This window comes from Acinetobacter towneri (genome assembly GCF_017498585.1).
Taxonomy (GTDB): domain Bacteria; phylum Pseudomonadota; class Gammaproteobacteria; order Pseudomonadales; family Moraxellaceae; genus Acinetobacter; species Acinetobacter towneri.
On the sequence record NZ_CP071766.1, the window covers coordinates 1,819,696 to 1,837,066 of the forward strand.

At 41.0% G+C, this 17,371-nt stretch carries 20 protein-coding genes; 10 read left to right on the forward strand and 10 right to left on the reverse strand.

Going from position 1 to position 17,371, the window contains the following annotated elements; genetic code table 11:
- Window positions 1-6: 6 nt before the first annotated feature.
- Window positions 7-1,401, reverse strand: a complete 1,395-nt coding sequence (gene fumC / locus J4G44_RS08820; protein WP_167846017.1) for a class II fumarate hydratase — start codon at window positions 1,399-1,401, stop codon at window positions 7-9.
- Window positions 1,402-1,574: 173 nt separating this feature from the next.
- Window positions 1,575-2,579 (reverse strand): SDR family NAD(P)-dependent oxidoreductase, encoded by a 1,005-nt coding sequence (locus J4G44_RS08825; protein ID WP_096902815.1) that lies wholly within the window; start codon window positions 2,577-2,579, stop codon window positions 1,575-1,577.
- A gap of 60 nt (window positions 2,580-2,639) precedes the next feature.
- Between J4G44_RS08825 and tusD the strand changes: the two genes are divergently transcribed.
- The 4 genes from tusD (at window position 2,640) to J4G44_RS08845 (ending at window position 4,122) form a co-directional block, all read left to right on the forward strand.
- Window positions 2,640-3,008, forward strand: a complete 369-nt coding sequence (gene tusD, locus J4G44_RS08830; RefSeq protein WP_154320742.1) for a sulfurtransferase complex subunit TusD — start codon at window positions 2,640-2,642, stop codon at window positions 3,006-3,008.
- A gap of 43 nt (window positions 3,009-3,051) precedes the next feature.
- A complete protein-coding gene (locus tag J4G44_RS08835) occupies window positions 3,052-3,402 on the forward strand; it encodes a hypothetical protein (protein WP_180158927.1) in 351 nt (116 codons plus the stop codon).
- Between the two features lie 65 nt (window positions 3,403-3,467).
- The gene (locus J4G44_RS08840) at window positions 3,468-3,752 is read left to right on the forward strand and encodes a DsrH/TusB family sulfur metabolism protein (RefSeq protein WP_004973553.1); all 285 of its coding nucleotides are present in this window, start codon (window positions 3,468-3,470) and stop codon (window positions 3,750-3,752) included.
- A gap of 58 nt (window positions 3,753-3,810) precedes the next feature.
- Complete coding sequence (locus J4G44_RS08845; protein WP_026438386.1) at window positions 3,811-4,122, forward strand: TusE/DsrC/DsvC family sulfur relay protein; 312 nt, start codon at window positions 3,811-3,813, stop codon at window positions 4,120-4,122.
- Window positions 4,123-4,153: 31 nt separating this feature from the next.
- On the opposite strand, the gene J4G44_RS08850 is transcribed toward J4G44_RS08845, so the two are convergent.
- The 5 genes from J4G44_RS08850 to J4G44_RS08870 all read right to left on the reverse strand — a co-directional run bounded on the left by J4G44_RS08850 (window position 4,154) and on the right by J4G44_RS08870 (window position 7,030).
- A complete protein-coding gene (locus tag J4G44_RS08850; RefSeq protein ID WP_004973550.1) occupies window positions 4,154-4,642 on the reverse strand; it encodes a winged helix-turn-helix transcriptional regulator in 489 nt (162 codons plus the stop codon).
- A gap of 198 nt (window positions 4,643-4,840) precedes the next feature.
- Window positions 4,841-5,299 (reverse strand): hypothetical protein, encoded by a 459-nt coding sequence (locus J4G44_RS08855; RefSeq protein ID WP_228291687.1) that lies wholly within the window; start codon window positions 5,297-5,299, stop codon window positions 4,841-4,843.
- Window positions 5,289-5,666, reverse strand: a complete 378-nt coding sequence (locus tag J4G44_RS08860; protein WP_004973545.1) for an immunity protein Imm33 domain-containing protein — start codon at window positions 5,664-5,666, stop codon at window positions 5,289-5,291. The genes J4G44_RS08855 and J4G44_RS08860 overlap by 11 nt, the downstream gene beginning before the upstream one ends.
- 141 nt (window positions 5,667-5,807) lie before the next feature.
- The gene (locus J4G44_RS08865) at window positions 5,808-6,695 is read right to left on the reverse strand and encodes a DMT family transporter (RefSeq protein WP_207973577.1); all 888 of its coding nucleotides are present in this window, start codon (window positions 6,693-6,695) and stop codon (window positions 5,808-5,810) included.
- A gap of 185 nt (window positions 6,696-6,880) precedes the next feature.
- Complete coding sequence (locus J4G44_RS08870) at window positions 6,881-7,030, reverse strand: hypothetical protein (RefSeq protein ID WP_004973540.1); 150 nt, start codon at window positions 7,028-7,030, stop codon at window positions 6,881-6,883.
- Between the two features lie 207 nt (window positions 7,031-7,237).
- Between J4G44_RS08870 and J4G44_RS08875 the strand changes: the two genes are divergently transcribed.
- Window positions 7,238-8,662 carry an aminotransferase-like domain-containing protein gene (locus J4G44_RS08875; RefSeq protein WP_180158928.1) on the forward strand — a complete coding sequence of 475 codons (1,425 nt, stop codon included), beginning with the start codon at window positions 7,238-7,240 and terminating at the stop codon, window positions 8,660-8,662.
- Window positions 8,663-8,738: 76 nt separating this feature from the next.
- Here the strand turns inward: J4G44_RS08875 and J4G44_RS08880 are convergent, their stop codons facing one another.
- From J4G44_RS08880 to J4G44_RS08890, 3 genes are all read right to left on the reverse strand, one after another.
- The gene (locus J4G44_RS08880; RefSeq protein WP_228291688.1) at window positions 8,739-10,097 is read right to left on the reverse strand and encodes a DcaP family trimeric outer membrane transporter; all 1,359 of its coding nucleotides are present in this window, start codon (window positions 10,095-10,097) and stop codon (window positions 8,739-8,741) included.
- A gap of 108 nt (window positions 10,098-10,205) precedes the next feature.
- Window positions 10,206-11,579 (reverse strand): MFS transporter, encoded by a 1,374-nt coding sequence (locus J4G44_RS08885; RefSeq protein ID WP_154320738.1) that lies wholly within the window; start codon window positions 11,577-11,579, stop codon window positions 10,206-10,208.
- 290 nt (window positions 11,580-11,869) lie between these two features.
- Window positions 11,870-12,784 carry a LysR family transcriptional regulator gene (locus tag J4G44_RS08890; RefSeq protein ID WP_096901617.1) on the reverse strand — a complete coding sequence of 305 codons (915 nt, stop codon included), beginning with the start codon at window positions 12,782-12,784 and terminating at the stop codon, window positions 11,870-11,872.
- 116 nt (window positions 12,785-12,900) lie between these two features.
- Between J4G44_RS08890 and J4G44_RS08895 the strand changes: the two genes are divergently transcribed.
- The 5 genes from J4G44_RS08895 to benB all read left to right on the forward strand — a co-directional run bounded on the left by J4G44_RS08895 (window position 12,901) and on the right by benB (window position 17,332).
- A complete protein-coding gene (locus tag J4G44_RS08895; protein WP_004973532.1) occupies window positions 12,901-14,010 on the forward strand; it encodes a muconate/chloromuconate family cycloisomerase in 1,110 nt (369 codons plus the stop codon).
- A 13-nt stretch (window positions 14,011-14,023) separates the two neighbouring features.
- Complete coding sequence (gene catC, locus J4G44_RS08900; protein WP_096901615.1) at window positions 14,024-14,314, forward strand: muconolactone Delta-isomerase; 291 nt, start codon at window positions 14,024-14,026, stop codon at window positions 14,312-14,314.
- A 147-nt stretch (window positions 14,315-14,461) separates the two neighbouring features.
- Complete coding sequence (gene catA, locus J4G44_RS08905) at window positions 14,462-15,382, forward strand: catechol 1,2-dioxygenase (protein ID WP_004973528.1); 921 nt, start codon at window positions 14,462-14,464, stop codon at window positions 15,380-15,382.
- Between the two features lie 73 nt (window positions 15,383-15,455).
- On the forward strand, window positions 15,456-16,844 hold the full coding sequence (gene benA, locus J4G44_RS08910; RefSeq protein WP_167846022.1) for a benzoate 1,2-dioxygenase large subunit: 1,389 nt from the start codon (window positions 15,456-15,458) through the stop codon (window positions 16,842-16,844).
- Window positions 16,841-17,332 carry a benzoate 1,2-dioxygenase small subunit gene (benB, locus tag J4G44_RS08915; protein ID WP_180158929.1) on the forward strand — a complete coding sequence of 164 codons (492 nt, stop codon included), beginning with the start codon at window positions 16,841-16,843 and terminating at the stop codon, window positions 17,330-17,332. Before benA ends, benB begins: the two co-directional genes overlap by 4 nt.
- Window positions 17,333-17,371 lie beyond the last annotated feature (39 nt).

Consider the following 17,371-nt stretch of genomic DNA (forward strand, 5'->3'; position numbering starts at 1 on the left):
AACTGATTACTTGGTATTCGGTGCAATCATTTGTTCAGGACGTACCACTTCATCAAACTGCTCTGCTGTGACCAAATTCAGCTCTACTGCAACTTGCTTTAAGGTTTTATTTTCCTTATAAGCTGTTTTAGCCACCTTCGCTGCATTCTCATAACCAATTACAGGATTCAAAGCGGTCACTAACATGAGTGAATCATGCAAAAAGTGATCTATTTTTTCACGGTTTGCTTGAATGCCAACGGCACAATGCTCATTAAAGCTATTGCAGGCATCACCCAAGAGTTGAATAGATTGCAATAAGTTATATGCGATCACTGGCATAAATACATTCAGCTCAAAATTGCCCGATGCACCTGCCACGTTAATCGTGGTGTCATTGCCCAATACCTGTGCAACTACCATGGTCATCGCTTCGCTTTGTGTTGGATTAACCTTACCCGGCATAATACTTGAACCAGGTTCATTTTCTGGAATACGCAACTCACCAAAACCACAACGCGGGCCACTGGCTAACCAGCGAATATCATTGGCAATTTTATTTAAACTCACCGCCAAAGTTTTTAATGCACCCGAAGCAAATACTGCAGCATCACGCCCTGCCAAAGCCTCAAACTTATTTGGTGCAGTCACAAAAGCTAAGCCTGTAAGCTGTGCCAATTGCTCCGCTGCCTGTACCGCATAATCAGGATGTGCATTTAAGCCTGTACCGACTGCTGTACCACCAAGCGGCAACTCATACAAGCCTGTTAAAGCCTGTTCCAAACGCTTTAAACTATGATCTAATTGAGATACATAGCCACTAAATTCCTGCCCTAAAGTTAATGGTGTCGCATCTTGTAAATGTGTACGTCCAATTTTGACAATTTCAGAAAATTCTTCACTTTTCGCATGCAACGTATCGCGCAAACTCTTTACTGCAGGAATGAGCAGTTCATTAATTTGCAAACTCGCTGCCACATGAATTGCAGTTGGAAAAGAATCATTGGTCGATTGGGCGCGGTTGACATGATCATTCGGATGTACAGGCTTTTGTGCACCTAAAGGATTCCCCAGTTTTTGATTGGCGATATTGGCAATCACTTCATTACAGTTCATGTTACTTTGCGTACCCGAACCTGTTTGCCACACCACCAAAGGAAATTGACTGTCCCACTGCCCTGCAATGACTTCATCTGCTGCACCGACAATGTACTGCGCCAACTCTTGAGGGATTTGCCCTAAGTTTGCATTGGTTATTGCCGCAGCTTTTTTAACCAAACCCATAGCGCGAATCATGGCGCGTGGTAAACGCTCATTGCCGATTTTAAAATTTTGTAAGCTGCGCTGAGTTTGTGCGCCCCAAAGCGCGTCATTCGGAACTTCAACCTCACCCATGGTGTCATGTTCAATACGTGTTTGCATGTTCAGCCTCATTCCTTCGTGATTTCAATGATGTCATGTGCTCTTATCTCGATCTTATAAAAAACAGACAGCCTAGTAAATGATAATTATTATCAATAATTCCGTTGCATTGTATCTGTTTCAGCTATGAGGCTTCGTGAATCGCATCTCAACGAATTTTATAGCGCTTACTTTTAATGCTTAAGCGTATTTTGATAAAAACGCCATTCATCCTCTAGCATTTTTTCCAGACTACGTTTTGGCTGCCAGTGTAAATATTGTTGTGCCTTATCTACGACTGCACCTAACTGATCTAACTCAGGATATTCATAATGAATTGCAGGAACTGTAGCAATTTCAGTGTCAGTGACTTCACTAATACGTGCAAGTAATTGTTGAATTGAAACCACTTCTCCCGCAATATTAAAAGCTTCACAGCTATGCGTTTGCTCAAATAACCAATGCAGGCTTGCAATCACAGCATCACAGGCATCGAGTACGTGCACAAAGCTACGTTCTACAGTTTGATCTGCAGTATTAGCTTGCTGACGTAATTCAATCGCTTCACGCTGCTGTACTGCGACTTGCATCGCCAAAGGAATAATATTTTTAGGTAACGGAGCAACGACTTCACCTAAAATGCCGTGTTCAAATGCACCTGCTATATTACTCAAGCGCAAAATAGCAATATTCCATTCATTATCGGTTCTAAAAGTATCGCGGATGATTTCTTCAACCATCTGCTGAGATTTCACATACGGATTGGCATAGGTGTAATTAAAACTCTGGCTTTCTTCCAGATTCAATCCTGACTTGCCATAGACCGCTATACTTGAAAGATGCACTAAACGACGCACACCTGTACGTTGCATGGAACGCAATAAACTCATAATACAACTGACGTTATCGTTATAATATTCCAGTGGTTTAAGCACCGATTCTTCTAAAGATTTAAACCCTGCACAATGCACCACCGCAATAATCGAATATTGTTCAAAAACTTTGTTCAGCGCAGGCGTATTTCTTACATCCAGTTTGGCAAAAGGCACATAACGCCCTGCAATATATTCAAGTCGCTCTAAGGTCTGCATACTTGCATTGGATAAATTATCTACAATAATGACCTCTTGCCCTTGAGCCATTAGGCTTAATGCAATGTGTGAGCCTATAAAGCCTAAACCACCAGTCACTAAAATCATTTATACTACCTTTTTTATAAAGTCTGAATGCGCCTTGGCACATTGCATTAGTGAATTTTGATGAGCACCTTATTACTAATAACCTCCGCACCAACCTCTATTCATGCATGGCATGCACTCGGTCTTGCTCAAGCCTTACAACAGAAAAATGAGGCTTTTCGTGTGTTTTTTTATCAAGATGGCGTTGCTGTAGCGAATGAGTTGCAATGGGTACCCGATGATCAACGCAACCTCAAAACAGAATGGCAAAAATTGTCTATTCGTTTACCCGTATGTGTAAGTGCCGCACTGGCACGTGGTATTAGCGATGCAGACAATGCCAAACGCCATCAACTGAGCCAACACAATTTAGCCGCAGGCTTTGAATTGGTTGGCTTGGGTGAACTGGCCGATGCAGTGCAAAGCACAGAACGCCTGATTCAATTTTAAGCGATTCATTTTGTAAATCTGTTGCATTTAAAAGGTAAATTGTGTGAAAACTGTACTCGTGGTTTTACGTCAGGCCAATTTAAACAGCTTACAAGTGCATGAAAGCTTGTCTGCAACAATGGTACTGGCAACTTTTGGTTGTGAAGTCAAAGTATTATTACAAGATGCGGCATTAAGTCTATTACAGTCAGAACTGGCTTTTGATTCACTAAAACATGCCTTTAAAGTGGCATCCAACTTGGTTGATAGCTTTGAGTTTTATGACCTCAGCCCAATTTTGATTGAAAATAAACATGCTAACTCGCCGTTTATCAAAAATACGGTACATGAGATTGAATGGGTGGAACTGAATCGGGAGCTGATTCAAACCTTTGATCGAATTTTATATTGGTAGGCTGATCGGTGGTTTAACAATCTGATTGATCATTTGACCATATCTAAACATCTAAAGAGAAAAGCATGTCTGACGCAAATTTATATTTAATCCAAGCGAGCTTTGATAGCACCGCAACAATTTTAGCAGAGCTAAATGCCTTGTATGCTCCGCAAGACAGCGTTGTACTTATGGGTGATGCGGTATTGCATCAGCAACATCCACTCTGTGCCCAGCTAGACAAAATATATGTACTGGAAAATGATGCAGAAATATTGAATGGTCATTTGGCGGAAAATGTACAGCCGATTAATTATGCAGCTTTTGCAACGCTGTGTTTAGCACATCAGCGCTGTATCAGCTTAAAATAGCAAGCCGTAATGATATGAAACCAATGCAAAGCATTTTTAAGGGTGAATGAAACAAGAGATGACACTAGAATTAGATCAAGATGGACATTTGCTGGATTACACTGTCTGGAATGAACAAGTGGCGCAAGAATTGGCGCAAAGTTTAGAGCTTGAACTCACAGCTTGGCATTTTGAAGTTTTGCACGCTGTACGCCAATTTTATCAGCAATTTGGACACTCACCTGCAACCCGTCCTTTAATCAAATTTTTAATGAAAACTGTAAGCCCAGAGATTAACAACGCTGTTTTGCAGGAAAAATTTAATACAGGTTTGGTGGCACGGCATTTAAGTCGTTTAGCGGGTATTCCTAAACCAGCCAACTGCTTATAGACAAACTGTTGCTGATTAATACAGCACTGATTTAGGCTTGTTTTAAATTCTGCTGTGCTTGGATGTACTGATAATACACTGGGGTAAAATGTGGTTTTACTTGCTTGGCATGCAGTTCTTCACCACATTCCGAACATACCACGACAGGTTGAAACGTCTTAGCACAATTTTTATGGATGTATTCCACAGGCTTACCTAAACCTTGATCCATCCATTTATCTGCCCAATTTGCCATAGACAGCATTAAGGGATAAAGCTCCAAGCCCTTCTCTGTCAATTTATATTCAAAACGTTCTTGGCGCTCTACATAAGGCACTTTGACTAAAATTTCATGTTCCACCAAACGCTTTAAACGATCTGACAATACATGCCGCGTTACGCCCAAATGTTGTTGAAAATCATCAAAGCGACGCATGCCCATAAAGGCATTACGAATAATCAGCATCGTCCAACGGTCACCAATCACCGACAAGGTTCGTGCAATCGAACAAGGCTGCTCGCCAATTTCATCCCATTTCATCTATGTCGCCTATCCCTCAGTTCACTACCTGCAAGTTAAAAGATTCTACAGTCTTTGCAAAGTTAGTTTTGCATGAAAATTGATAAAAAATGAAGTATGACTTCACAATCTGCTTAAAAGGAATCCCCAGTTTTTGGGGTTTTATACGCCTGCATCTTCAATCTTTAAATTTGCTATTCACTTATAAGGCAGATCACACTATTTAGATGTAGCTCCTGCACAAAAAACTTGTTCAGTCATACCTGAAGCCGTGAAACTGTTGTGCTGCTGTTCTAAATAACGCTTTGCCACCATTAACATCACAGGTGCAGGATACAAGTTTGGATTGTACTCGGAAATTTCAGCAATATTTTTATAGGCGTGATAGCGTGCACAAAATGCCTGTTTTTGTTGTTCTGCCGTTGCTTGGCTAGCTGGGTCATCCAGTATTTTTTTGCTGTCATTCACAATTTGCGTGTATTGATTTAACAAATATTGATATTGCGTTTGGGTCAATCCATCGACTGCGTGTTGGATTGTAATAGGCATCGATGATGCTTCAAGTGCCAACTGCTGCGCTTGAATACCTTGTGCCATTACGCTCAGACTTTGCAGTCCAAGCATAATGCTCACCGATATTTTTGCCATGTTCGACATGCGCATAGGCTTAAGACTCATCGCCTTCTTTCCAGACATCTTCATAGTCATCAGCATCAATCATAAAGCGGTAGCCTTGTTCTAAAGCCAAGTATGGAAGCACATCGGGCAAAATATCTTGTAGCTCGCGTACAGGCATGGTTTCAAAGTTCACGTCATCTTCACCCAATTCACCGCCATAAATGTACCACGCGACTTTTTCTTCACCTTCTGGCGCTTTACGCAAGCCCACAAGTGGATCTTTATTTAAGGTCTGGACTGCAACTGCGACAACATCATCGCCACTCACTGCAATATAGGCTGAACCAAATTCTTCACAGAGCAGTTTTTGTTCTTCTATCAATTCTGCCAAGGCTGAGTTTTTTTGCTTTTGCTGTGGTTTAGACATGACAATTCTCTAAGATAAGCTGTGAGTATTCTAACGAGATTGTACGGATAGAGAATCTTTATTTTTATATTTCTGAGATGCTCAAATGAAGTGCAACGGATATGACATGAATTTGAAATTACTTAGCTTTGAAATATGATGCTACGCCCAAATAACCAACATTGCTGCAAGCACGACCAATCCCAATCCCCAATGATCGGTACGGGCAAGTTTTTCTTTAAAGAAATACGCTGAAATAAGTAAGCTGAATAATATTTCAATTTGTCCGAGTGTTTTCACAATCGCCACAGTTTGCATACTCATGGCACTAAACCAGCCCAGTGATGCTAAAAAACTGCAGACGCTCACTTTAAAAGTTAATCCAACCCGCTGCCACATGGCATATAAGGTATGTCGTTTAAATATACCTAAAAAAGCCAATAAGATAAAACATTGTAAGCCAATGACACACACCAAAACCCATGCAGCACGGTGAATAAACGGTAAGAAATCCAGCTCTAGACTGGCTTCACGCACCAATAAAGAAGTCACCGCAAAGCTGAGTCCACTACCGATTCCAATGGCTAAAGTTGTGAATGAAAAATCACTACGTTGATTGCCTTTACTCAGTAGAAATACCGCAATACCGCCTATCGCAACACCTAACCAAGCCAATGCGCTTAAATGTTCTTGTAGGAAAATCACGCCTACAATTGCGGCTAAAACTGCTTCACTTTTGGCAAGTCCGACACCCACCGCATAATTTTTCTGTTGAAACAGTTTTACCATTAAAGCTGTGGCTAAAATCTGACACACTGCTGCAATAATGATATACAGCCAAAACATCGAACTAAAATGCAGTTTTGCTTGTACAGGCTGCTGCCATTGTAAAATGCTTAAATACGCCAGTGCAAAAGGCAAGGCAAAAATAAAACGTGCCAAAGTCACGCCATAAACATCTACACTTGTGCTGAGTTGTTTTTGAAAGGCATTGCGCCATGCCTGCATAAATGCAGCCATTAAGGTAAAGAGCACCCAACTCGAAATCATTGCAACCACAAATGCTTTACTGATAAAGTTATAATTTACGCCTATTCCGTTATTTTTGCGATCTTTATTGCTTTTAAGTTATGCGCTTACGATCTCTTTATCAACAAAAAAACATTCATTAAAATTCAAATGAATGTTTTTCATATCTTGAAGCGATTATAGGTGTGCTGTTATTCAAAAACTGTTTAGAACTTATCTAAATTCACCACAACAGCCACGCCGATACAAAATAAAGCTACATACACGGTAAACCAAATAATCATGTGCTTAAATGCTTTGTCTGAAATACTGCTATCGGCATATTTCTGTGGTTTGCGTGAGTTATCTTCTTGCATATCGACTCCAATCTAGCCAGATTATGGGGATATACAGATTATGTAAAATTCTAAAGCATTGCTGTAGATACAAAATATTCATTAAAAACTATAACAGTTGATTTTAGATACATGCCAATCTGTTATAAAAAAAGAAATTATTTAATGTTTTAAACCTAAAAATAGATCAAAATAAGTAACAGCTGCAAAAAATGCTTGAGTCATACCATGTATAAATCTGAACAATTGGCGTTGAACATTCGGCAACTCATTGAAAATGGTGCATGGAAAGCACATAGCAAGTTACCTTCGTTAAGAGAACAATCACAAATCAGTGGTTATAGCTTAATGACCGTGCTAAACGCTTATCAAGAACTTGAAGCTCAGGGATTGGTTTACGCTAAACAAAAGTCGGGGTTTTATGTCGCAGAACGTCTCAATCAAACTGAACGACCTGTACCAAGCAGTTTGAGTTTAAATGCACATATTCAAATGAACTCTTTGGTCTTTGGCTATTTAAAATCAATTCAGTCTGCAGATGTCAGTCCTTTAGGCTCTGCCTTTCCCAATGCAGAATTACTGTTTAACCCAAAGTTAATGCAAATTTTAGCGCAGCACGCCAAGCGAAAAAGCAGTTATTTTAGCCACGACCACATGCCACCGGGCAATTATGAATTAAGAACCATAATTGCAAATCGCTACTGTTTACAAGGCATACCCACCCATGCAAATGACATTGTCATTACATCTGGCGCATTAGATGCGCTCAATTTGTCATTACAAGCTTTGACCAAACCTGGAGATTTTATTCTATTACAAGAAACTATTTTTTATGGTGCATGGCAAGCGGCTGAACGTCTTGGTTTACAGGTGATTACCATTCCAGAACACCCTGTTTCAGGTTTCGATTTAGACTCATTTGAACAAGCCTTAAAACAATACCCAATTAAAGTCTGCTGGTTGATGTTGAATATTCATAACCCTATTGGCTTTAGTGTCAGAGATGAAATTAAGCAACGTATTGCGAGTTTGCTTGAAGATTATCAAGTGTATTTAATTGAAGATGATGTCTATCAAGAATTGTATTACGGAACGCAAAAACCGCTACCCATGAAGTATTTTGACCGACAACAACGGGTACTGCACTGCGCTTCTTTTTCTAAAACTTTGGGTTCTGCTGTGCGGGTTGGTTGGGTTTATGCAGGACAATTTTCCAATGCTATTCAGCATTTGCAACTCATGAGCACGGTTTCTGCAAGTCCCTTACTGCAAAACACTTTGGTCGATTTTCTGTCACATCATCATTATGAAAAACATTTGCGTCAATTACGCAAGCAATTAGAAAAACACAAAAAAGTGTTTTATCAGCAGTTGAAACAACGCTTAAACCCAACCTGCAAAATTCACTACTATTCTAGTGGATACTTTTTATGGATTGAACTGCCTGCATATATAGATGGCTATACGATTTATCAGCTATTGATTCAAAACAAGATTGGCATTGCGCCAAGTCAGTTATTCCGTTCTGAACAGGTCAGCCAGAACTTTATCCGTTTAAACTGCTCTTTTGCTTGGAACAGTGATATTGCTGCTGCATTGGATGTTTTGTCTGAGGTGATACAACAGCACATCACGCAATATACTCATGCCTAATTGCCAAGCCGATCACCCGACAATAAAAAAAGAGCTGAGTTTTTGGCTCAGCTCTTTTGTGGTTTACAGTACAATTTTAGAAGTTATAAATTGCGACTGCATTGATTCGGTTATCTTCACCTGTTTTGCTGCCATTTGCTGCTTCACCAAATGCTTCACGCTCACCATAAACATATTCTAAACCAAAGCTTAACGGTTTACGTGGGCTATAGAATACGTTTGCCCAAGCTTGCCATAAGTCTTTGTTAATCGTGGTTGTGTCTTTCGTTGCTGCAATGTAGTTAGGGTCTTTGTCAAAACTCATATAACCATAACCCAAAGTGCCATGCACTTTGTCACCAAACTTTTGTGTAATACCGACCATAATTGAATCGAATTCACTTTGCGCTGCGATAGCACTCGTTGCAGTAATCGCACCTTTGTCATCAAGGTTAGTAACAGCAACACCTTTGTTGGTGAATGATACAAAGCTGCTATCACCTTTTACATGGTAATAATCGGCTTTTAAAGTTGTGCCCGGTACAACATCATATTTTGCACCTACACCAACACCCCATGCCATTTCTTCTTCAGAATTGATACGTTTTTCATGCCCCATCGCACGTACGCTGACATTTAAATTATCTGCAAATTGATGATTTAAACGCGCAGTTAATGCAGGTAAACGCTGGTTGATTGAACTGTCTTTAGGGTCTTCAGCTGCAACCACCAAATTGGTTTGTGGGCTAAACTTTGTTGTATAGCGTACTTGTGGTGTACGTTTCACCGCACCACCAACATACGCCAAAGCATCAATGGTTTCTGGCATATAGTCTGGAATCGCAAAGTTTGACCAAGTTTGACCAATCAACCAATTCCCATAGTTCAAATAAGCATGGCGAATACGTAAGTTATCAAGGTTTGCTCCACCTAAGAAGTCAACTTCAAGTTTACCTTTTACGTCTTGTTCACCCACAGGGCTTTTAAAATCTAAACCTAAACGGGTTGCAGAAAGTGTTGATCTCAAACGATCACTTTGTTCTTTATTGCCTTCAAGTGGTACACCGTTAATTTGGTTATACGGCATATCTTTAGCGCCACCTTCTACCTGATAAGAAGCATCTAAACGCACATTACCATATAGATTAAATTCGGCACCTTTGGCAGTTTTTAACACAGGATTAGCAACTGGCGCTGCTGCAGTACGTTGCACATTGGCAATTGCTGTTGCAGTTTGTGCATTTTGTACTTTTTGCTGCTCAATCAAACCACGTAAAGCCTGAACTTCTTGTCTAAGTTGTTCAATTTCTTTTTGCTGTTGAGTTTGCGCTTGTGCTGCAACACTCATACCGCCCATGCTCAATGCAATCATGCTCATCATGAGCGTACGCTGCATTGTTGGTCGAACCGTTGTAGATTGAAAATGTGTAGATTGGGTTAATATTTTCGCGTTCATCCTAAACTCGCTTGTTATTGTGCCATCAAATTCTAGCAACAGATCACCATCTCTTACGATGGCGATCTATATCATTGATGACTGTAGATTAATGGAAAGGTAAAGAAATTATTGGGTTGCTTTTTGTGCGACTGGATTGCTTTCTACCGCAGGCTCCGCAGCGGCTTTAGCTTCTACAGACGTTTTTAAATTCACCATGAAGATTGCTAAGGCAGCAATTACACCCGGAATCGCAATAGCAAAGAAGTTCATTTGGTGCGGTAAATTCATAGTTAACAATGCACCTGTTAATACTGGCCCAACGATTGCACCGATGCGACCAATACCTGACGCCCAGCCCATACCTGTAGAACGTACAGTAGATGGGTAATATTGTGCGACGAAAGTATAAAGTAAGATTTGTGAACCAATGGTTGCTGCCCCAGCAACTGCAATTAAGGTGTACAACACAATTTGTGGACTGTTAAAGCCAAGCAGAATTAATGCTGCTGCACCACAGATAAACATAATGGTGAGTACTTTTTTGATATGGAAGCGGTCAGCCAATGCACCACCACCAATTGCGCCAATCATGCCACCAATATTCAGTGCGAATAAGAAGATCATACTTGCACCCAATGAATAACCCGCTTGGATCATTAATTTTGGTAACCAGCTGCCCAAAGCATAAACCATTAACAAGCACATGAAGAATGCGATCCAGAACATGAACGTACTGAACATACGGCCTTGCTGGAACAATGCTTTTACAGGTGCTTCATCGCCTTTAGTCACTTCATTCAGTACAAACTCAGTGTCACCATTTAATTGTTGGCTTGGTGAAATTTTTTGCACAATACTACGGGTTTGCTCAATTTCTTTCTTGTTGGTCAAATACATGAGTGACTCAGGCAAGAATTTCCAAATTAATGGTAAAGCCACCAATGGAATAATTGCGATGTAAAACATGATTTTCCAACCAAACTCTGGCACTAACCATGCACCCAACAATGCTGAAGTCATACCGCCAATGGCATAACCACTAAACATCAGCGCAACCAAAGTACTACGAATACGCTTTGGCGCATATTCTGTCATAAGGGCCACAACGTTTGGCATTACACCGCCAATACCAAGCCCAGCAAGGAAACGTAAAATACCAAATTCAACTGGATTACTTGCAAACGCACCTAAGAATGTAAAGCCACTGAAAATAGCCACACAGATCATGATGGTCTTTTTACGACCTAACTTGTCCGATAAGGTACCGAAGGTCATGGCACCAAACATCATGCCAAACAATGCCGTACTGGCCAGTAAACCTGCTTGTACTGCACTGAGCGCCCACTCTTGCATCAGTAGTGGTAATGCAACCCCATAAATGACCAAGTCGTAACCGTCAAAAATAATGATCATCAAACACCAAAACAATACGCCCCAATGGAATGGCGTGAACTTGGCCTCGTCAATCAAGGTATTAATATTAATTTTATTGCTTTGCATCTTGCTTCACCTCCTAATTGTGAAGTCCGTTACTCCAACTCAGATGCACACAATGAATAATAAGTTAAAATTTGTCCAAAACTGAATAGGCATGGATACATACCTAAAAAGTCTATAGTTTTGTAAGATATTGATTTTAAAATAGATAAAAATAACAAGGCGAAAAAAAATACTGTAATGTGATGCTTAAAAAAGTTTTTTCAGGCAATTCACATAACAGTATTTTGTTAAAAATATCTGTGCTTTTATATAAAAAATATAGTTATAAATATTTGTTTTATATGGCTTTACTAGAATACATTGCGATCATAAGTAAATGCTTCCAAATCATAAACTTGATAAATGCAGTCAAACAAAGATCGAATGTCTTCACTTTCATCCATATTACGAATTGCCATAAACACAGGACTTACAGCCGAGTCATCTAATAAAGGTATAAAGTGCAAATGTGCCAAATGAATATTTTGTGCGCTTTCTGGCACGATACACAAGCCCTCACCTGCAGCAACAAAACCCAACGCCAATTGTAATTCACGCACTTCACGAATTTTCCTTGGCTCTAGTCCATACTCAGAAAACACGCCACGAATTTGGGTAGAGAAGTTTGGCTTGTTGTGATTTGGATATAAAAATAGTTGTTGATCAACAACATCCGCCAAATATACACCTTCTTTTTGTGCCGCAAATGGGTGGCTCGAATGTACTGCAACCATCAAGCGTTCTTCACGTAATAAGATACGTTTAACTGCAGGATCAGAAATTCTTAAGCGTCCAAATCCAACATCTATGCGCCCTTCTTTAAGTGCCTGAATTTGGTCATTGGTGGTCATTTCCACCATTTCTATTTTTAAATGCGGATGCTGCTGCTTAAACAAATACACAATTCTTGACAATAATCCGAACAATAAAGAACCAACGAAGCCAATAGTCACAGTACGACCAGCAATACCGACACGTTTTGTCATCGACTTGATTTCTTCCGCATTAGACAAAAGTTTAACGGCATGTTGGTAAAAGAATTGGCCTGCTTCGGTGGTCTTAAGCGGTCTACTTCCACGCTCAAATAGTTGAATTCCAAGCTCTTGTTCTAAATTTTGGATCTGTCTGCTCAAAGGTGGTTGAGCAATAAAGAGTTTTTCTGCTGCCTTGGTGAAACTTTGCTCTTCTACAACAGCAACAAAATAACGTAAATGTCTGAGTTCCATAGCTCAAAATACCTTTTAAGTATAAAAAAATGCATATTTGATCTTCGACCAATGCAATTTATTCTTTTAAGGTATATCACATAACTGTAATAAAGCAATGATATGAAGGGCAAACCATGTATAAGTCAGTAGAAACTTTGCTGGTGGAAATACCAACCATCCGTCCACACAAGATGGCGGTTGCAACCATGCAAACCCAAACCCTTGTATTAGTCAAAATCACCACTGAAGATGGTTTTGTTGGCTGGGGCGAAGCAACCACGATTGGCGGCTTGGGCTATGGTGAAGAAAGCCCAGAAAGCGTAAAAACCAATATCGAAACATATTTCGCATCATTGCTAAAAACTTTAGCTGGCTTGAATGTTGCGCAAACTTTACAGGTCATTAAAAAGAATATCAATGGCAACCGTTTCGCGAAATGTGCCATTCAAACTGCTTTATTAGATATTCAAGCGCAGCGCTTAAACCAACCTTTAAGTGAAATTTTAGGTGGTCGCCTACGCAACTCGGTTCCTGTGTTATGGGTACTTGCATCTGGCGATACAGAAAAAGACATCGCTGAAGCACAAAAAATGATTGCGGCTAAACGCCACAACACATTCAAGCTCAAAATCGGTTCACGCCCAGTAGAGCAAGATGTAGAACACGTATTGGCAATCAAACAAGCATTGGGTAAAGACGTTTCTATTCGTGTAGACGTAAACCGTGCTTGGTCAGAACTTGAAGCAATTAAAGGCATCCAGCTTTTACAAGATGGTGGTGTCGATTTAATTGAACAACCATGTGCAATTGACAACATTGATGCCATGGAGCGTTTAACACGTAAATTTGATATTGCCATCATGGCAGATGAATCATTGATGGGCCCACAAAGCGCTTATCAATTGGCAAAACGTAATGCTGCATCTGTATTTGCAGTTAAAGTTGCCCAATCTGCGGGTCTAATCGAAGGTTGTGAAGTTGCAACAATTGCACAGTTGGCAGGCATCGACCTATATGGCGGCACAATGCTTGAAGGCCCTGTCGGCACGATTGCATCTGCGCATGTGTTCTCGACCTTCCAGAATTTAGCTTATGGCACAGAATTATTTGGTCCGTTATTGCTGACCGAAGAAATTTTAAAAACTCCACTTCAGTACCAAGACTTTGAATTACACCTTCCAACAGGTGCAGGTTTAGGTATTGAGTTGGATGAAGACAAAATTGACAACTTGCGTCGTCAGTAATTAGGAGAAACCCATGCTTTTCCACGTACGTATGGATGTAAACATTCCATTGGATATGCCAGCAGAAACTGCTAACGAAATTAAAGCCGTTGAAAAAGCATATTCGCAGGAATTACAGCGTCAAGGTAAATGGCGTCATATTTGGCGTATTACTGGCCAGTATTCAAACATCAGTATTTTTGATGTTGAGAGCAATGAAGAACTGCACAACATTCTGCAAGGTCTTCCGCTCTACCCTTACATGAATATTGAAGTGATGGCATTGAACCGCCACCCTTCATCAATTCGTGAAGATGACACCTGATTTAATTCGGAAACTGGAGTAAGCACCTTACTCCAGCACCAAAGTAAACATTTAGCAAACCAAGTAAACAAGGAAAGTGGCAGCCAATTATCTCGTTTTTAGTCCAGAGATATTCGCCACCAAAGCACACCTCCAAGGAGAATGAAAATGAATCGCCAAGAAATTGATGCATTAGTTAAGCAAATGAACGTTGATACAGCGACAGGCCCTGTAGATGAACGTGTACAACAAGTTGTTGTGCGTTTATTGGGTGACCTTTTCCAAGCGATCGAAGATCTTGATATTTCTCAGTCAGAACTGTGGAAAGGTCTGGAATACTTTACTGATGCCGGTCAAGCGAACGAATTAGGTTTATTGGCTGCAGGTTTGGGTCTGGAACACTACCTAGACTTACGTGCTGATGAAGCGGATGCTAAAGCAGGCATTACTGGCGGTACGCCACGTACGATTGAAGGTCCACTTTATGTCTCTGGCGCACCTGAAACAGTAAGCTTTGCGCGTATGGACGATGGTTCTGAAGAAGGCAAAATCCCGACGCTGATCATTGAAGGTACAGTGACTGATACTGACGGCAACCGTGTTGAAGGTGCTAAAGTTGAAATCTGGCATGCCAACAGCCTGGGCAACTACTCATTCTTTGACAAGTCACAGTCTGACTTTAACCTGCGTCGCAGCATCATTACCGCTGCCGATGGTCAATATACTGCATTGACGACAATGCCAGTGGGTTATGGCTGCCCTCCAGAAGGTACAACTCAGTTTGTACTGGACAAGCTAGGCCGTCACGGTAACCGTCCATCGCACGTACATTACTTCGTATCTGCACCGGGTTACCGCAAGCTGACTACTCAATTCAATATTGAAGGCGACCAATACCTGTGGGATGACTTTGCATTCGCGACTCGTGAAGGTCTGGTGGCAACTGCGGTTGACGTGACTGATGAAGCTGAAATTGCAAAACGTGGTCTGAAAGGTCCTTTCAAACACATCCAGTTCAACATTGTTCTTCAGAAAGATCAAGCTGGCGTTCCTTCTACTGAAGTTGAACGTCGCCGCGCAAGCGCATAATTTGAAATGGAATCGGGATGTGGTCGTTGCCCCATCCCGATGACTGCCCTCCTTGGAAAGTCGGAGAAAGGACATGCCTCGTATTCCTGTTATCAATACTAGCCACTTAGACCGTATTGACGAATTATTGGTTGATGATTTTGAATCTGGTGAATTTAAATTACACCGTTCAGTATTCACAGACCAAGCCCTGTTTGACCTAGAAATGAAATACATTTTTGAAGGCAACTGGGTTTATTTGGCACATGAAAGCCAAATTCCAAACAACAATGACTACTACACCACTTACATTGGTCGTCAGCCAATCATCATTGCGCGTAACCGCAATGGCGAATTGAATGCCATGATCAACTCGTGTTCACACCGTGGTGCACAATTATGTCGTTACAAGCGTGGTAACAAAGCAACTTATACTTGCCCATTCCACGGTTGGACTTTCAACAACTCTGGTAAGTTGTTAAAAGTGAAAGACCCAGCAGATGCAGGTTATTCAGATTGCTTTAACAAAGACGGTTCACACGACTTGAAAAAAGTTGCCCGCTTTGAAAGCTATAAAGGTTTCTTGTTTGGTAGCTTAAACCCAGATGTTCCTTCTTTAGAAGAATACCTAGGCGAAGCGACTAAAATCATTGACATGATTGTGGGTCAATCTCAACAAGGTCTTGAAGTTTTACGTGGTTCTTCGACTTACACCTATGAAGGTAACTGGAAGTTAACTGCTGAAAACGGTGCCGATGGTTACCACGTGTCTGCAGTACACTGGAACTACGCTGCAACAACTCAGCAACGTAAAGAAAAAGAAGCTGGCGATAACATCCGTGCAATGAGCGCAGGTTCATGGGGCAAACAAGGCGGTGGTTCTTACGGCTTTGAAAATGGTCACATGCTCCTTTGGACTCAATGGGCTAACCCAGAAGACCGTCCTAACTTTGCCAAGAAAGATGAATACACCGAGCAATTCGGTGAAGCAATGGCGAAATGGATGATCGAGCGTTCACGTAACTTGTGTATCTATCCAAACGTGTACTTCATGGATCAGTTCGGTTCACAAATTCGTGTGTTACGTCCTCTTTCTGTCGATAAGACTGAAGTGACAATTTACTGTATCGCACCTGTAGGTGAAGAGCCAGAAGCACGCGCACGCCGTATTCGTCAGTACGAAGACTTCTTTAACGCATCAGGTATGGCTACACCAGACGATCTTGAAGAATTCCGTGCATGTCAAGTTGGCTACGCAGGTATCGCACTTGAGTGGAACGATATGTGCCGTGGCTCTAAGCATTGGATCCAAGGTCCAGACGATGCAGCCAACGAAATTGGTTTAAAACCAAAACTGTCTGGTATTAAAACTGAAGACGAAGGTTTATACCTTGCTCAGCACCAACACTGGTTAGAACTCATCAAACAAGGCATCGCAACTGAAAAAGAAATTGCTGCATCTACTGAAGGAGAAAACGCATGAGCGCGATTACTTTAGAAAATATTGCTCAATTCCTTTATCAAGAAGCTCGCTTCTTAGATGATGAGCAATGGGATGAGTGGTTACAGTGCTACGCTCCTACTGCTTCTTTCTGGATGCCAGCTTGGGATGACGATGACCAATTAACCACAGATCCACAGTCTGAAATCTCTTTGATTTACTACCCAGACCGTCAAGGTTTAGAAGACCGTGTGTTCCGTATCAAAACTGAGCGTTCATCTGCAACCATGCCAGATACACGCACAAGCCACAACATCAGCAACATTGAAATTGTTGAACGTGATGGCGATAAAGTCACTGTACGTTTTAACTGGAACACTTTAAGTTTCCGTTACAAAACTAACTACAGCTACTTTGGTATGTCGCGCTATGAAATTGATTTTTCTGGCGACAAACCGCAAATTTTAAGCAAGTACGTGGTGCTGAAAAACGATTACATCAACCAAGTAATCGATATCTACCACCTCTAAGACTGTATTCATTTACAGCAAGGTAAAAACCTTTCAGCC

What these genes read in the sequence shown, in the direction of transcription:
- fumC (WP_167846017.1), bottom strand. Translation starts at nt 1,401, where the DNA reads ATGCAAACACGTATTGAACATGACACCATGGGTGAGGTTGAAGTTCCG.
- J4G44_RS08825 (WP_096902815.1), bottom strand. Translation starts at nt 2,579, where the DNA reads ATGATTTTAGTGACTGGTGGTTTAGGCTTTATAGGCTCACACATTGCA.
- tusD (WP_154320742.1), top strand. Translation starts at nt 2,640, where the DNA reads ATGAGCACCTTATTACTAATAACCTCCGCACCAACCTCTATTCATGCA.
- J4G44_RS08840 (WP_004973553.1), top strand. Translation starts at nt 3,468, where the DNA reads ATGTCTGACGCAAATTTATATTTAATCCAAGCGAGCTTTGATAGCACC.
- J4G44_RS08845 (WP_026438386.1), top strand. Translation starts at nt 3,811, where the DNA reads ATGACACTAGAATTAGATCAAGATGGACATTTGCTGGATTACACTGTC.
- J4G44_RS08850 (WP_004973550.1), bottom strand. Translation starts at nt 4,642, where the DNA reads ATGAAATGGGATGAAATTGGCGAGCAGCCTTGTTCGATTGCACGAACC.
- J4G44_RS08855 (WP_228291687.1), bottom strand. Translation starts at nt 5,299, where the DNA reads ATGAGTCTTAAGCCTATGCGCATGTCGAACATGGCAAAAATATCGGTG.
- J4G44_RS08860 (WP_004973545.1), bottom strand. Translation starts at nt 5,666, where the DNA reads ATGTCTAAACCACAGCAAAAGCAAAAAAACTCAGCCTTGGCAGAATTG.
- J4G44_RS08865 (WP_207973577.1), bottom strand. Translation starts at nt 6,695, where the DNA reads ATGATTTCGAGTTGGGTGCTCTTTACCTTAATGGCTGCATTTATGCAG.
- J4G44_RS08870 (WP_004973540.1), bottom strand. Translation starts at nt 7,030, where the DNA reads ATGCAAGAAGATAACTCACGCAAACCACAGAAATATGCCGATAGCAGT.
- J4G44_RS08875 (WP_180158928.1), top strand. Translation starts at nt 7,238, where the DNA reads ATGTATAAATCTGAACAATTGGCGTTGAACATTCGGCAACTCATTGAA.
- J4G44_RS08880 (WP_228291688.1), bottom strand. Translation starts at nt 10,097, where the DNA reads ATGAACGCGAAAATATTAACCCAATCTACACATTTTCAATCTACAACG.
- J4G44_RS08885 (WP_154320738.1), bottom strand. Translation starts at nt 11,579, where the DNA reads ATGCAAAGCAATAAAATTAATATTAATACCTTGATTGACGAGGCCAAG.
- J4G44_RS08890 (WP_096901617.1), bottom strand. Translation starts at nt 12,784, where the DNA reads ATGGAACTCAGACATTTACGTTATTTTGTTGCTGTTGTAGAAGAGCAA.
- J4G44_RS08895 (WP_004973532.1), top strand. Translation starts at nt 12,901, where the DNA reads ATGTATAAGTCAGTAGAAACTTTGCTGGTGGAAATACCAACCATCCGT.
- catC (WP_096901615.1), top strand. Translation starts at nt 14,024, where the DNA reads ATGCTTTTCCACGTACGTATGGATGTAAACATTCCATTGGATATGCCA.
- catA (WP_004973528.1), top strand. Translation starts at nt 14,462, where the DNA reads ATGAATCGCCAAGAAATTGATGCATTAGTTAAGCAAATGAACGTTGAT.
- benA (WP_167846022.1), top strand. Translation starts at nt 15,456, where the DNA reads ATGCCTCGTATTCCTGTTATCAATACTAGCCACTTAGACCGTATTGAC.
- benB (WP_180158929.1), top strand. Translation starts at nt 16,841, where the DNA reads ATGAGCGCGATTACTTTAGAAAATATTGCTCAATTCCTTTATCAAGAA.